At 56.1% G+C, this 14,830-nt stretch carries 12 protein-coding genes; 11 read left to right on the top strand and 1 reads right to left on the bottom strand.

Going from position 1 to position 14,830, the window contains the following annotated elements; translation table 11 throughout:
• Positions 1-41 precede the first annotated feature (41 nt).
• Complete coding sequence (locus J2X61_RS29650) at positions 42-446, bottom strand: CBS domain-containing protein (RefSeq protein WP_274471482.1); 405 nt, start codon at positions 444-446, stop codon at positions 42-44.
• 246 nt (positions 447-692) lie between these two features.
• Here J2X61_RS29650 and J2X61_RS29645 point away from each other — a divergent pair, with 246 nt between their 5' ends.
• The 11 genes from J2X61_RS29645 (at position 693) to J2X61_RS29595 (ending at position 14,744) form a co-directional block, all read left to right on the top strand.
• Positions 693-1,664, top strand: a complete 972-nt coding sequence (locus J2X61_RS29645) for a Gfo/Idh/MocA family protein (protein WP_310193222.1) — start codon at positions 693-695, stop codon at positions 1,662-1,664.
• A gap of 220 nt (positions 1,665-1,884) precedes the next feature.
• Positions 1,885-3,030: an acyl-CoA dehydrogenase gene (locus tag J2X61_RS29640; RefSeq protein ID WP_310193219.1), complete on the top strand. Its 1,146-nt coding sequence runs from the start codon at positions 1,885-1,887 to the stop codon at positions 3,028-3,030.
• Between the two features lie 35 nt (positions 3,031-3,065).
• Positions 3,066-4,172 (top strand): citrate synthase, encoded by a 1,107-nt coding sequence (gene mmgD, locus J2X61_RS29635; RefSeq protein ID WP_310193217.1) that lies wholly within the window; start codon positions 3,066-3,068, stop codon positions 4,170-4,172.
• A gap of 38 nt (positions 4,173-4,210) precedes the next feature.
• On the top strand, positions 4,211-5,659 hold the full coding sequence (locus tag J2X61_RS29630; RefSeq protein ID WP_310193214.1) for a bifunctional 2-methylcitrate dehydratase/aconitate hydratase: 1,449 nt from the start codon (positions 4,211-4,213) through the stop codon (positions 5,657-5,659).
• A 25-nt stretch (positions 5,660-5,684) separates the two neighbouring features.
• A complete protein-coding gene (prpB, locus tag J2X61_RS29625; protein ID WP_310193211.1) occupies positions 5,685-6,593 on the top strand; it encodes a methylisocitrate lyase in 909 nt (302 codons plus the stop codon).
• Positions 6,594-6,661: 68 nt separating this feature from the next.
• Entirely contained in the window at positions 6,662-9,913 is a 3,252-nt protein-coding gene (icmF, locus tag J2X61_RS29620; RefSeq protein WP_310193208.1) for a fused isobutyryl-CoA mutase/GTPase IcmF, read from the top strand.
• 23 nt (positions 9,914-9,936) lie between these two features.
• Positions 9,937-10,944 (top strand): thiamine pyrophosphate-dependent dehydrogenase E1 component subunit alpha, encoded by a 1,008-nt coding sequence (locus J2X61_RS29615; protein WP_310193204.1) that lies wholly within the window; start codon positions 9,937-9,939, stop codon positions 10,942-10,944.
• Position 10,945: 1 nt separating this feature from the next.
• Positions 10,946-11,926: an alpha-ketoacid dehydrogenase subunit beta gene (locus tag J2X61_RS29610; protein ID WP_274471495.1), complete on the top strand. Its 981-nt coding sequence runs from the start codon at positions 10,946-10,948 to the stop codon at positions 11,924-11,926.
• Between the two features lie 12 nt (positions 11,927-11,938).
• Complete coding sequence (locus J2X61_RS29605; protein WP_274471497.1) at positions 11,939-12,664, top strand: 2-oxo acid dehydrogenase subunit E2; 726 nt, start codon at positions 11,939-11,941, stop codon at positions 12,662-12,664.
• Positions 12,665-12,691: 27 nt separating this feature from the next.
• A complete protein-coding gene (locus J2X61_RS29600; protein ID WP_274471499.1) occupies positions 12,692-13,870 on the top strand; it encodes an acetyl-CoA C-acetyltransferase in 1,179 nt (392 codons plus the stop codon).
• A 19-nt stretch (positions 13,871-13,889) separates the two neighbouring features.
• Positions 13,890-14,744, top strand: coding sequence for a 3-hydroxyacyl-CoA dehydrogenase family protein (locus tag J2X61_RS29595; RefSeq protein ID WP_274471500.1), 855 nt, complete (start codon positions 13,890-13,892; stop codon positions 14,742-14,744).
• The last annotated feature ends 86 nt before the right edge of the window (positions 14,745-14,830 follow it).

Below are 14,830 nucleotides of genomic sequence, written 5' to 3'. Positions count from 1 at the left end.
AACCCCCGGGGCGCTGAGCTTGCATCCCCGGGGGTCATCTATTAATCCGTAATGTTATTCACATAGTAGGCGATAATGTCTTTCCTACGAATAATGCCCATAAATTTGTCCTGGTCATCGACAACGGGGATGAAGTTCTGGTCGGCCGCTTTGGCCAGCATGTCTTCCATGAAGGCATCAATAGAGACACATTCATTGCGGTAATGCTTCTCGATCGTGCTGACCGGAACTTGATCCAAATTATCAAATGTTAACCCAGGCGTATCTTTCAGCTTCCAGAGCAGATCGCCTTCGGCAAGCGTTCCTACATATTTGCCATCGTCATCAACGATGGGAAGTGCTGTATAATAGTGCTGCTCTAATTGTTCCATCGCTTCTTTCATGGATGAGGAGGACCGGATAAAGGCGACTTTGTCCTTCGGATAAAGAAAATCGGCAGTTTTCATGGTTAGTAATTACCTTTCAAGGAATTTTCAAAACATGATATTTCCATTAAAACACACTTTCGCCCAAATGGCTCTGAAAGATATTTCCATAAAGACCTCATTATCATATACCCAAACCTCCGATTTTACTAACAACTTTACAAAAAAAATGATTTGGTAAAATTAGGAGGGAAAAGAAAAGCGTTAGCGTATATACTTGTCTTGTGGGAATTAATGCGAAATAGAGGGACGAGAGGAGTACGCGACATGTTCAAAATTGCAATTGCGGGCACGGGATGGTTCGCGGATAAGCACGCAAGCTTGCTTGCAGCAAGAGGCGATGCCAAAGTGACGGCTTTCCTGGGCTCTTCATTGCCCAAAGCGGAAAAACTTGCTCAAAGGTATGCGGGTGCACAAGCGTTCGACCATATTGAGCGAATGCTGGACACATGCAAGCCTGACGCCGTATATATCAGTGTGCCGCCGCTAGCGCACGGCGAGATCGAAGATGCGATTCTGGAGCGGAATATCCCGTTTCTCGTGGAGAAACCGATCGGGTTGGATATGGCGACTGTTGACCGTATTCGGGAGCAGGTGCTCAGCCGAAATCTTATCACCTCTGTCGGCTACCACATCCGCTATATGAATACGACGCAGAAAGCGAAGGAATTGCTTGCAGGCCGGAAGGTGGGGATGGCGGTCGGGAGCTGGCTGGGGGACATGCCCGGCGTTCATTGGTGGCGCAAGCAAAGCGGTTCAGGGGGACAATTTGTGGAACAAACGACGCATATCGTCGATCTGGTCCGTTACTTGGCCGGCGAAGTGGAAGAAGTGTATGCGGCCTACGCGCTGCAGCATATGCATACGGTGCATGACGGCGTCGATGTCGCGGATGTCGGAGCCGTGACCATGAAGCTTGCCGGCGGAGCGATCGCTTCGCTGACGAACACGTGTATGCTGCCGTTCGGCCATCGTTCGGGACTGGAATTGATGACGGATCAAGGCGTGTTGGAAATTGTGCAAGGACGTTATCTGAGAAATCATGAACGTTCGCAGACGACTGAGTACAAGAACACGGTGAATCCGTACGAGCTGGAAACCGATGCATTCTTGTATGCGCTGCAAACGGGCGACCGTTCGCGGATTTTGACGGATTACGCCGACGCGGCGGTGACTTTGCGCATTACGCTGGCGGCATTGGAATCTGCCCAGACAGGTCTTCCTGTCAAACTAACTTGATCTTACCGATATGCTTATCATCCGGAACATCGCCAATTTGGCGGTGTTTTTTTGTGCCGGCTTAAAATAGGAGCCTGTCAGGTATAAGCCTTCGCCGCGGCGTGTATATATAAAACATGTTGTTGGAAGCGTTTACAACTTGTCCCATTCGCGGCTAAAGCGTTGCTTATCCTCGGCCGAACCTGCATAAAAGAGTCATCATGTCGAAGGAGGCGGTCGTATGGAGCTGAGTTTAACGGATGAACAGCTCATGATTCGTGCGATGGTGCGGGATTTTGCTAAGAACGAGATTGAACCGACAGCAGCCTCAAGAGATGAAGAAGAACGTTTTGATCGTGCGCTGTTCGATAAAATGGGTGAGCTGGGCTTGACGGGAATCCCGTGGCCCGAAGCGTATGGGGGGATCGGCGCCGATTTCCTGACGTATGCGATCGTTGTCGAAGAGCTCTCCAAAGTATGCGCGTCGACCGGCGTGATGCTTTCCGTCCATACCTCGCTCGTGTCTTGGGCGATTCATAAGTATGGCAGCGAAGCTCAGAAGATCCAATATCTCCTTCCCTTGGCACAGGGGAAGAAGCTGGGCGCATACAGCCTGACGGAGAGCGGTTCGGGCTCCGATGCGGGAGCCATGAGAACAACGGCCGTCCGGGATGGGGACGATTATGTACTGAATGGTTCCAAAATGTTCGTAACGAGCGGAGGGGAGGCGGACGTTTATATTGTTTTCGCCATGACGAACGCGCAGGTCAGACAAGGCGGCTGCAGTGCGTTCATCGTGGAGAAGGGGGCGCCGGGCTTCCAGTTCGGCCGCAAGGAACGGAAGCTGGGGATTCGCTCGTCGCCGACGGTGGAGCTGCGATTCGACAATTGCCGTGTTCCGGCTGACCAGCTGCTTGGCAAGGAAGGAGAAGGCTACCGCATCGCGATGAAAAGCCTGGATGGCGGACGCATCGGCATCGCCGCGCAAGCGCTCGGCATCTCTCAAGCGGCACTCGATGCCTCCCTGGGATATGCCAAGCAGCGGCGGCAATTCGGGAAGCCGATCGCACAGCAGCAAGCGATTGCCTTCAAGCTGGCGGATATGGCAGCGCAGATTGAGGCAGCGCGGCTGCTGACGTACCAAGCGGCTTGGCGGGAAAGCCAGGGCTTCAGCTACGGCAAGGAGGCTGCGATTGCGAAGCTTTTTGCCAGTGATACGGCAGTTGCCGTCACGACCCAAGCCGTACAAATTTTCGGCGGCTATGGATATACGAAGGATTATCCGGTCGAACGGTTTATGCGCGACGCCAAAGTGACGCAAATATATGAAGGGACGAACGAAATTCAACGCATTGTAATTTCCCGCATGCTGCTTGCCGATTCCTAGTGGGCAGGCATAGAAGAAGGGAGAGCGATGAGAGCATGAGCAGCTATATCCCTGGTCTGGAAAATGTCATCGCCAGCGAGACCGGCATTTCTTATCTGGATGTAGAGCAGGAGGAAATCGTCGTTCGCGGGTACGATCTTATCGAGCTTGCGCAGAGGGTTAAATACCTGGATGTCGCAGGGCTGCTGCTGGAGGGATCGCTACCAAGCATGCAGCAGCGTCAGACGCTGGAGAATGCGATAAAAGCGGAATATGGCTTGCACGAGAACGTGCGTTCGATGTTGAAGCTGCTGCCGGCTGAAGCTGATTTAATGGACGTCTTGCGAACGGGGATTTCTGCGTTAGCAAGTTATGATAGCGAGCTGGATGACCGTTCAGTGGAGGCGAACCGGCGGAAAGCGATCCGATTGCTGGCGAAAGTGCCGCAGCTGCTAGCCAATGGCTACCAGGCTAAGACGGAACATATGTTCCTCGACCCGAGAGAGGATTTGTCCTACACAGCCAATTTCTTATATATGATCTCAGGTCAAATGCCGACCAAGATGGAGGAAGATATTTTTGACCAATCTCTCATCGTGTACAGCGAACATGAAATGCCGAATTCGACCTTCGCTGCAAGGGTGATCGCTTCGACGCAATCCGATTTGTACGGAGCGCTAACCGGAGCGGTCGCTTCTTTGAAGGGGACGCTCCATGGAGGAGCGAACGAAGCGGTCATGGAGATGCTGCTGGAAGCAGGCTCGGAGAGCAAGCTGGAAACGCTGATGTTAGGCAAACTGGCCCGGAAGGAGCGGATTATGGGCTTCGGTCACCGGGTGTATATGAGGAAGCCGGATCCGCGCGCGTTGTTAATGAAGGATGCGCTCGCCGCACTGGCGCTGGAGAAGAACCAACCGGAGCTATACACCATGTGTGTCGTCGGTGAAGAATTGATGAAGCGGGAGAAAAATTTGCACCCGAATTTGGATTATTACGCTGCGCCCGTCTACTATTTGCTCGGCATTCCGATCGATATGTTCACGCCGGTGTTTCTTGCCGCGCGCACCGCCGGCATCAGCGCTCATGTGATCGAGCAGCATGCGCATAACCGGTTGTTCCGGCCGCGCGTCAGGTATACGGGACCGCGCCATTTGCATCCCTGAGGCGGCAGCAAGCATTCCAGCGGAAAGGAAGAACAAGCATGAGCCGTTCAGATCATGTTCCCCATAAGGAGATGACATTCGATCCGTTAATTGAAGACATTGCCGAATATACCCTGCACGCGCACATCACGAGCGAAGAGGCATACCGCATTGCGCAGCACGTGCTGCTTGATTCCATCGGGACCGGCCTGCTTGCGCTGCGGTTTCCGGAATGTGCGAAGCATTTGGGCCCGGTCGTGCCGGGGGCCAGCCTGCCCGGTGGGGCGCGGGTACCGGGTACCCGCTATGAGCTGGAGCCTGTGCAAGCCGCATTCAATATTGGGTGTATGATTCGTTGGCTTGATTATAACGATACGTGGCTTGCTGCGGAATGGGGCCATCCGTCCGATAATTTGGGATGTATCCTTGCGCTGGGCGATTATATCAGCCGCAGTAGGGTTGCCGAGGGCCAACAACCGCTCTATATGAAAGATATTTTGACGATGTGCATTAAAGCGCATGAAATACAGGGCGTCCTTGCCCTGGAGAACAGTCTGAACCGGGTAGGACTCGATCACGTTCATCTGGTGAAAATCGCTTCAACGGCCGTAGCGGCAGCTATGCTAGGCGGAGGCAAGGAAGAAGTGTGCAGCGCGGTATCCAATGCATGGATCGACGGGGCTTCGCTGCGTACTTACAGGCATGCGCCGAATACGGGTTCCCGGAAATCCTGGGCGGCAGGAGACGCTACAAGCCGCGCCGTGCGCTTGGCGCTTATGGCGGTGAACGGTGAAATGGGGTATGCGACGGCGCTTTCGGCCCGAACCTGGGGCTTTCAGGATGTTTTATTCCAAGGCAAGGCGTTGGTGCTCGGGCGGCCGCTTGACGCTTATGTTATGGAAAATATTTTGTTCAAAATTTCGTTTCCTGCGGAATTTCATGCCCAAACTGCGGTGGAATGCGCTCTGGAGCTGTACCCGCAGGTTCGGGATCGCTGGGATGACATTAGATCGATCAAGATAACAACCCATCAATCCGCCATTCGGATTATCGATAAGAAGGGGCCGCTCCATAATCCGGCCGACCGGGACCACTGCTTGCAGTATATGGTCGCCATCCCGCTGCTCTACGGCACGCTGACGGCAGACCATTATGAAGATGAGGCTTCGAAGGATCCGCGAATCGATGAGCTTAGAGCGAAGATGACCGTTGTCGAAGAGCCGCAGTACAGCCGGGATTATTTGGACCCTGACAAACGGTCGATCGCGAATGCCGTACAAATTCATTTCCAGGACGGCACGTCCACAGAGCGGGTCGTCTGCGAATATCCGATCGGCCATCGGAGGCGGCGGGACGAAGGGCTGCCGAAGGTGATTGAGAAATTCGAGCATCATGTGCGGACCCGCTTCCCAAGGAAGAAAACGAATGACATCATGAAGCTGTCCCTTGACTATGAGCGCCTTATCCAAACGCCGTGTCATGAGTTCATGAGCCTATTCGTTATTTGACCATTGGTTACGACAGGAGGTCTTTATGTCTTGGCTCATTGAAGATGAACCGGAGCAAGGGCAATTGTCCGCCCGCTTTCGCCAGCTTGCGGAAACAGGTCCGATCCTCCGCATGCCGGGCACGCACGACGGCATGACGGCGCTTCTAGCCAAACAGGCTAATTTCGAGGCGATTTATTTGTCGGGCGCGGCGTATACAGCGAGCCGCGGGCTGCCGGATCTGGGTCTCATATATTCGAACGAAGTGGCGGATCGAGCGCGAGAGCTGGTACGCGCAGCCAAGCTGCCGCTGCTGGTCGATATCGATACCGGCTTCGGCGGCGTCCTGAATGCGGCGCGAACGGCGAGAGAGATGGTGGAGGCCAAAGTCGCCGCCGTTCAGATCGAAGATCAGGAGATGCCGAAGAAATGCGGACATTTGAATGGAAAGCGGCTGATTGCCGCACAGGACATGATGCATAAGATTCAAGCCATCAAAGCTGCGGCACCGACGCTATATGTGGTTGCACGCACGGATGCGAAGAGTGTGGAAGGGATGGATGCGGCGATCGAGCGGGCGAAGCAGTATGCAGCTGCCGGCGCGGATGCGATTTTCCCGGAAGCGCTAGAGAAGGAGGAGGAGTTCGTCCGATTCAGCCACGAACTCGGCATACCGCTGCTCGCGAATATGACGGAGTTCGGAAGAACGCCGTATTATACAGCGGAGCAGTTCGAGCAGTGGGGCTTCCGCATGGTGATCTACCCGGTCACGTCGCTGCGGGTTGCAGCCAAGGCGATCGGTGAAGTGTTCGCGGACATTGCGGGAACAGGGACGCAGCAGGCGGCTATTCACCGCATGCAAACCCGTCACGAACTGTACGAGACGATCCGCTACTACGATTATGAAGCGATGGACGGCCGGATTGCCGCAACCGTCCTGCCTGATAGCGACTAGGCCTCACTGATATCCAGATGTCGGTGAGGTCTTTGTGCACACTAGTCATCCGGGAAGGAGGTGCAGCCGTGTCACCAACAGGATCGCATACAGGTCATTACCGCCCTCAGCATAAGGTGCGATTCGTTACGGCTTCCGCATTGTTCGACGGACATGACGTATCGATTACGATTATGCGGCGGATTCTACAAGCCAGCGGTGCGGAGGTGATCCATCTCGGGCATAACCGGTCGGCCCGGGACATCGTGCAGGCTGCGATTCAAGAGGATGTTCAGGGCATTGCCGTATCTTCCTATCAAGGCGGGCATGTCGAATTTTTCACCTATATCATCGATTTGCTGCGCGAGCACGGAGCCTCGCATATCAAGGTGTTCGGCGGCGGCGGCGGCGTTATTCTGCCTTCGGAAATCCGGAAGCTCCAGGATTATGGCGTAGCCCGCCTGTTCTCGCCGGAGGACGGGAGAGAACTCGGCTTGCAGGGCATGATTTCTTACATGATGCAGGCGTGTGATTTCAGCACCTTGAGCGCTGCGGGCGGTATGGAAAAGGGGGGCGGCTTTCAAAAGGTCGCCCGGCGCATCACGGCCGCGGAGCTTGCGTGCGAACAGCCTCAAGCTGATCTTGGTCCCGACGCTGACCCTTCAGTGAAAGCGAGCGTTTGTCCGGTAGTGGGCATCACCGGTACGGGAGGCGCGGGCAAAAGCTCCCTGACCGACGAACTGCTGCAAAGACTGCTGCGGTATGATCCGGACATGACGATCGCCGTTCTGTCGGTCGATCCGACGAAGCAGCGAAGCGGGGGGGCGCTGCTGGGGGACAGGATCCGGATGAATGCGGTCCACTCCGAGCGCGTATACATGCGAAGTCTAGCCACCCGCCATTCGGGCAACGAGCTGTCTGCCGCGCTGAAGCCCGCCATTGCGGTCGTGAAGTCGGCAGGCTTCGGTCTTGTGCTCGTCGAGACGAGCGGCATCGGCCAAGGCGATCATCTCATTGCGGATCTCGCCGATCTCTCCCTCTATGTGATGACGAGTGAATACGGCGCGCCTTCCCAGCTGGAGAAGATCGATATGCTCGATTATGCGGATTTGATTGCCATTAATAAATTCGACCGGCGAGGCTCGGCGGATGCGCTGCGCGATGTGAAGAAGCAGGTGCAGCGAAATCACGGCAGATTCGACGAGCCCTATGAGGCGATGCCCGTCTACGGCACGATGGCCAGTCAGTTTAACGATGCCGGGGTAGACGCCTTATTCGCAGCTCTGATCGCGACATTGAATGCCAAATGCCAGCTGAATTGGCCTATTCCCGCTCAGCTGGCAGCCAATCAAGCAGCAACGCAAATCATTATTCCGGCCGACCGCACCCGGTATTTGGGCGAGATCGCGCAGACGGTCCGTTCTTACCACGCTTTTGCAGAGCGGGAAGCGGAGCTCGCTTGTACCCGCTACCGGCTGGAAGGCGCGATCGCCGCACTTCAGCAAGGTGAACAGACGTCTCAGGAAGCTCTTCAAGCCCTGCAATCCTTACGAATAAGCTGCGAGAAGCAGATGCATCCCGATACGCTTCGGCTGCTGGAAGAATGGCCCGAGCGCCGGCAGCACTATGCCGGCAAGACGCTCGTCACCCGGGTCAGGGAGAAGGAGATCGTAACGGAGCTTAGGGTGGCGAGCCTGTCCGGCTTGGAAATTCCGAAAGTCAGCTTACCCCCGTACCGGGATCACGGCGATCTCATCCGCTGGCTGTACCGGGAAAACGTGCCCGGCGAATTTCCGTATACGGCAGGCGTGTTCCCTTTCAAGCGAACGGCCGAGGACCCCAAACGCCAGTTCGCCGGAGAGGGAACGCCGGAGCGGACGAACCTCCGCTTCCATTATTTATCGCAGAACGATGAAGCCAAAAGGCTTAGCACGGCCTTCGATTCCGTCACGTTGTACGGGGAGGATCCCGATGAGCGGCAGGATATTTATGGGAAAGTCGGGGAGAGCGGCGTTAGTGTATGTACGCTCGACGATATGAAGAAACTGTACGCCGGTTTCGATTTATGTCACCCGCTGACTTCCGTTTCGATGACGATCAACGGACCTGCGCCGATTATTTTGGCGATGTATCTGAATACGGCGATCGATTCGCAAATGGCGAGGTTCACTGCAGCAGCAGGGCGGGAGCCGTCGCAGCAGGAAGCGGCCGAGATTCGGAGGGATACGCTGAAATCGGTGAGAGGTACGGTTCAGGCGGATATTTTGAAGGAGGATCAGGGACAGAACACCTGCATCTTCGGGGTGGAATTTGCCCTGAGGATGATGGGCGACATTCAGCAGTATTTCATCGATCATGAAATACGCAATTATTATTCGGTCTCCATCTCGGGCTACCACATTGCGGAAGCGGGCGCCAATCCGATCTCACAGCTTGCCTTCACGCTCGCCAACGGATTCACATATGTGGAGTATTATTTGTCCCGGGGCATGCATATCGACGAATTCGCGCCGAATTTATCGTTCTTTTTCAGCAACGGACTCGATCCCGAATATACGGTCATCGGCCGTGTGGCGCGCCGCATATGGGCAACTGCCATGAAGCATAAATACGGCGGCAATGAGCGCAGCCAGAAGCTGAAATACCATATTCAAACGTCAGGCCGGTCGCTGCACGCGCAGGAAATGGATTTCAACGATATCCGGACGACGCTGCAGGCTTTGATGGCGCTGATGGACAATTGCAATTCGCTTCATACGAACTCTTACGATGAGGCGGTAACGACGCCGACGGAGGAATCGGTGCGCAGGGCGATGGCCATTCAACTGATTATCACGAAGGAGCTCGGTTTTATCAAAAACGAAAACGTCCTGCAGGGCTCGTTTCTCATTGAGGAGTTGACGGATCTTGTGGAGGAGGCCGTCCTGCAGGAGCTGGACCGCATCAGCGAACGGGGCGGTGTGCTGGGAGCAATGGAAACGCAGTACCAGAGAGGCAAGATTCAGAATGAATCCATGGTATATGAAATGAAAAAACATCAAGGCGAACTGCCGATTATCGGCGTCAACACGTTCCTGGGGCCTCAGCCTGCGCAGGAGGATGTCCAGATTCCGCTTGCCAGGGCCACGGCGGCGGAGAAGAATCAGCAGATCGCGCAGCTTCGGGCGTTTCAGGAGCGCCACCGGGAGGCGGCGCCAGCGGCGCTTGCGAAGCTTCAGGCAGCGGCGCTTTCCGGCGGCAATATTTTTGCCGAGCTCATGGAGACGGTCAAGGTGGCTAGTTTGGGACAAATCACGCGTGCGCTTTATCAGGTCGGCGGTCAGTATCGCAGAAACATGTAACAGCCAGAGGAGGAGGAGTGGCGATGACCTCTCATAATCTCAAGCACCACCAGCTCGGCTTAACCGACGATGCGGTGCTGAGGATGTATGCCTACATGATCAAAGCGAGAAAATTCGATGAACGCGCGACGCTTCTGCAGAGATCCGGCAAATCCGCTTTTCACATCTCTTCCGTCGGCCAGGAAGCGGCGCAGGTGGCGGCGGCGTTCGCGCTGGATCATCAGCAGGATTATTTCCTGCCTTATTACCGGGATTACGCCTTCGTACTGACGGTCGGCATGTCCGTAAAGGAGCTGCTGCTGGCGGCGCTCTTCAAAGCGGAGGACGTCAATGGGGGCAGACAGATGCCGGGGCATTTCGGCTATCGGAAGCTTCGCATCGTATCCGGCTCCTCTCCGGTCGCAACGCAGGTTCTCCATGCAGTTGGCATCGCTCTGACAGCGCTCATGAGAAAGGAGGAGCATATCGCCTTCGTCTCGTTCGGCGAAGGCTCCAGCAATCAAGGGGATGTGCACGAAGCTTTCAACTTCGCCGGCGTATTCAAGCTGCCCGTGGTGTTCCTGTGCGAGAATAATCAATATGCCATCTCCATTCCCGCTCACCGGCAGGTAGCCGGACGCGTCGTCGACAGAGCCGCCGGGTACGGCTTTCCGGGCTTGCGGGTTGACGGCAACGATGCGTTGGAAGTGTACCGCGTGGTGAAAGAAGCCCGGGAGCGGGCCGTTCGCGGCTATGGTCCGACGCTGATCGAGGCGATGATGTACCGCATCCCGCCGCACTCTACGGCGGACGACGATTTGCTGTACAGAACGAAAGAGGAGGTGGAATACCACCGCGAGCAGGAAGGGGTCTTGCGGTTCCGGCGTTATTTGATGGAATGCGACGTGCTGAATGAAGAAATGGACCGGGCGCTGCATGAGAATATTGCCAAAGAAGTGAACGAGGCGACCAAATATGCGGAGAAAGCGCCTTATCCGGCGCCGGAGGACGCGCTGCGGCATGTGTTCGCCGAGGAGGGAGGGGAAGCTTGAGATGCCTGTCATAACGTACTTGGAAGCGATACGTTCTGCGATGGCGGAAGAGATGGAGCGGGATGAACGCGTCTTCGTGCTGGGCGAGGATATCGGAAAGGGCGGTGTGCTCAATGCAACGAAGGGGATGCGCGATAAGTTCGGGGAGCTCCGCGTGCTCGATACGCCGCTGTCCGAGTCGGCGATCGTCGGCGTTGCCATCGGAGCCGCCATGGTCGGTATGAGGCCGATCGCGGAGATTCAGTTCGCCGACTTCATTTTCCCGGCAGCGAACCAAATCATTAGCGAAGCGGCGAAGATCCGTTACCGCTCCAATAACGATTGGCACTGCCCGATCGTCATTCGCGCGCCATACGGCGCAACGGGCGGAGGCGGACTCTACCATTCGCAGTGCCCCGAATCGGTCTTCTTCGGCACGCCGGGTCTTAAGATTGTGGCTCCGTCCACCGCTTACGACGCCAAAGGCTTGTTGAAGGCAGCGATCAGAGACGAGGATCCGGTGCTATTCTTCGAGCATAAGAAATGCTATCTGTCCGTCACCGATGAAGTGCCGGCAGAGGACTATACCGTGCCGATCGGCAAGGCGATTATACGGCGGGAAGGAACGGATATTACCGTCATCGCCTACGGACTATCCGTTCAATATGCGATCAAGGCTGCTTCCGAGCTGGAGCTGGAGGGGATCTCCACACAGCTGCTCGATTTGCGGACGCTGCATCCTTTGGACCACACAGCCATCTATGAAGCGGCGGCGAAAACCGGCAAAATTCTCATCGTTCACGAGGACAATAAGACAGGGGGGATCGGCGCGGAAATTGCGGCCCTGCTGGCCGAGAACCTGCTGTACGAACTGGACGCCCCCATCATGCGCTGCTGTCCGCCGGACGTTCCGCCTGTCGGCATGGCGCCGACGCTGGAGAAGTTTTACCTGCCGAATGTGGATACGGTGAAGGACGCCATGCGCCAACTAGCGGACATGTAGAGGAGGATGCTTATGGCGCATAGAGAGGAATCAGGCGCTTCCTTCCCGGAAGATCGGATTCTGCAGCTAAGCTCGCAGCGCATCGAGGCGGCTTCCCGATTGCAAAGCAGCGTCGCCGAAATTCCCCATGCCTGGCTCGCGATGGAGGCCGATGTCACCGGGTTGGCCGCATGTCAGGCGGAGCTGGCGGAGTCCTTCCAAGAGGCGGAAGGTGCACCGCTGCCGGTAGAGCCGTTCGTGATGAAAAGCATCGTACATGCGCTGAAACAATTCCCGCTGCTGAATAGCTCGTGGTCTTCCGGGCGGATTGTCCGGCATCTCCCTGTTCATTTGTCGGTTCCTGCCCGCTTGGGCGATTCCTTGACGACCCTCGTCGTACGTCATGCAGAGCGCTTATCGATTGCCGGTCTGGCGATTCGTTTTCATTACCTGACGGAGCGGGCCAAGAGAGGCGATCTTGCACCCGAAGAGTCGCAAGGCGGTACATTTACATGCATGTATGCAAGGGACTCCCAACTGACGAAAGGGATCATCGCGCACCCGCAGGCTGCTTATCTGTCTTTCGAAAGGATCACCCGCAAACTTGTCGTCATTGAAGATAAAATCGCCATCCGCTCAATGATGCATCTGTGCCTTTCGTTTGATCATCGTATCCTCGACGGGCGGATTTGCGGACGCTTTCTGCAGAGGGTGAAGCATAATCTGGAAAAATACGACGCGGATACGGTCGTCTATTGACCGGCATCCAGTGCCGGAGGATGAGTTATGAGAGAAAGCGTCATTGTGGGCGGCGCTCGCACACCGTTCGGGAAATTAGGCGGAGCGCTAAAAGATCGAGCGGCTGCCGAGCTGGGTAGCGCTGCGATAAAAGAAGCGATTCGGCGTTCAGGGGTGGATATGGCGGAGATCGACGCTGTCATGATGGGCATGGTGCTGCAGGGAGGGGCCGGGCAAAATCCGGCGCGGCAGGCAGCGCGCTTGGCCGGTCTCGATTGGCGCGTAACGGCGGAAACTGTCAATAAAGTGTGCGCTTCGGGAATCCGCACCATCACGTTGGCGGATCAAATCATTCGCTCCGGAGATGGAGACAGCATTGTGGCCGGCGGGATGGAGAGCATGAGCATGGCGCCGTATGCGCTGACGGGATCCCGTTTCGGTATGCGGATGGGGCATCAAACCGCTTTGGATTTGATGGTGCATGACGGGCTGACGTGTCCGTTCGATCATGTGCAGATGTTCGTTCATGGCACTCATGTGGCGGGCGAGCTTGGCATTAGCCGTGAAGAACAGGATGAGTGGGCGCTTCGCAGCCATGCTCTCGCTCTGGCGGCAAGACAGAAGGGCTATTTGGACGAAGAAATCGTACCGGTGGAGACAGCGTCCAAGCATGGGGCTCACGTTGTGAGTCAAGATGAAGGTCCGCGGACGGATACGAGCATCGCCAAGCTGGCTGCACTCCGGCCGCTCCTGCCGGGCGGCACCATCACGGCCGGCAATGCGCCGGGGGTCAACGATGGTGCGGCAGCCATGGTGGTGATGTCGAAGGAGAAGGCGGCGTCTCTCGGTTTAAGTCCGCTAGCTTCGATTGTCGGCCATGCCGCCGTCGGCGAGAAAGCCCCGTATTTGGCTGTCACGCCTGCCAAAGCGATTGAGAAGCTGCTGCGCCGGACCGGGCTGAAGCTGGAGCAAATCAGCAGGTTTGAAGTGAATGAAGCTTTCGCTTCGGTTGTGCTGACCAGCGGGAGAATGCTCGGTTGGAACCCTGAGCTTGTCAATGTGTGCGGAGGGGCGATCGCGCTCGGTCATCCGATCGGCGCCAGCGGAGCCAGAATTGTGCTGGCTTTGATCCATGAGCTGCGCAGGATTGGCGGCGGTTATGGCATCGCGGCGATTTGCAGCGGAGCCGCACAGGGCGATGCGCTGCTTATTCGGGTGGACGGCTGAAGACTGAAGGAGGGATGGAATGAGTATTGAAACGGTCATGGTCGTTGGCGCCGGGCAAATGGGGAGCGGGATTGCGCAAGTGGCGGCGTCTTCCGGCCTGAAGGTGCTGCTGCACGACAGCTCGCTGGATTCCCTTGGGAAAGGGATGCAGCATATTCATCAGCAGCTGATGAAAGCTGTTGACAAAGGCAAGCTGACATCCGAGACGATGGCGGCCATTCTAAGCCGGCTGCAGCAGGCGGATTCCCTGGAGCAAGCGGAGCAGGCCAATATCGTCATCGAAGCTATTTCCGAGAACATGGCGTTGAAAGCACTGCTATTCCACCGCTTGGACGGCATATGTGCGCCCGCCACGATATTGGCGACGAATACGTCGTCGCTGCCGATCTCGGAAATTGCCGCTGTGACGGGGAGGCCGTCCCGGATTATCGGGATGCATTTCATGAATCCGGTCCCGGTCATGCCGCTGGTGGAGGTGATACGCGGATTGGAAACGTCGCAGGATGTGTTTGAACAGGTATGCCGGCTTAGTGAACAGATGGGCAAAACACCGGTCGAGGTCAACGATTTCCCGGGCTTCGTCTCCAATCGCATCCTGATGCCGATGATTAATGAGGCTATTTTTACCGTATACGAAGGGGTTGCCTCTCCGGAATCGGTTGACAAGGTGATGAAGCTCGGCATGAGGCATCCGATGGGACCGCTCGAGCTGGCCGATCTGATCGGCTTGGATACCTGTCTGTCGATCATGGAAATTTTGTATGACGGGTTCAAAGACTCCAAATACCGGCCATGCCCGCTGCTGCGGAAATATGTCAAGGCTGGGCGGTTGGGGAGAAAGTCAGGGCAGGGATTTTATACATATACAGGTTGAACGGGAGGTAGGGCTTGCGATGGGAAATAGGCTCGCTGATTGGCATGGCGGAGTCCGTTTCCCATTCATTGTGTTTGGGTGAAAAT

The sequence above is a fragment of the Bacillus sp. 3255 genome (assembly GCF_031456485.1).
GTDB lineage: Bacteria > Bacillota > Bacilli > Paenibacillales > NBRC-103111 > Paenibacillus_E.
This window is presented reverse-complemented; position numbering and strand designations above follow the sequence as displayed.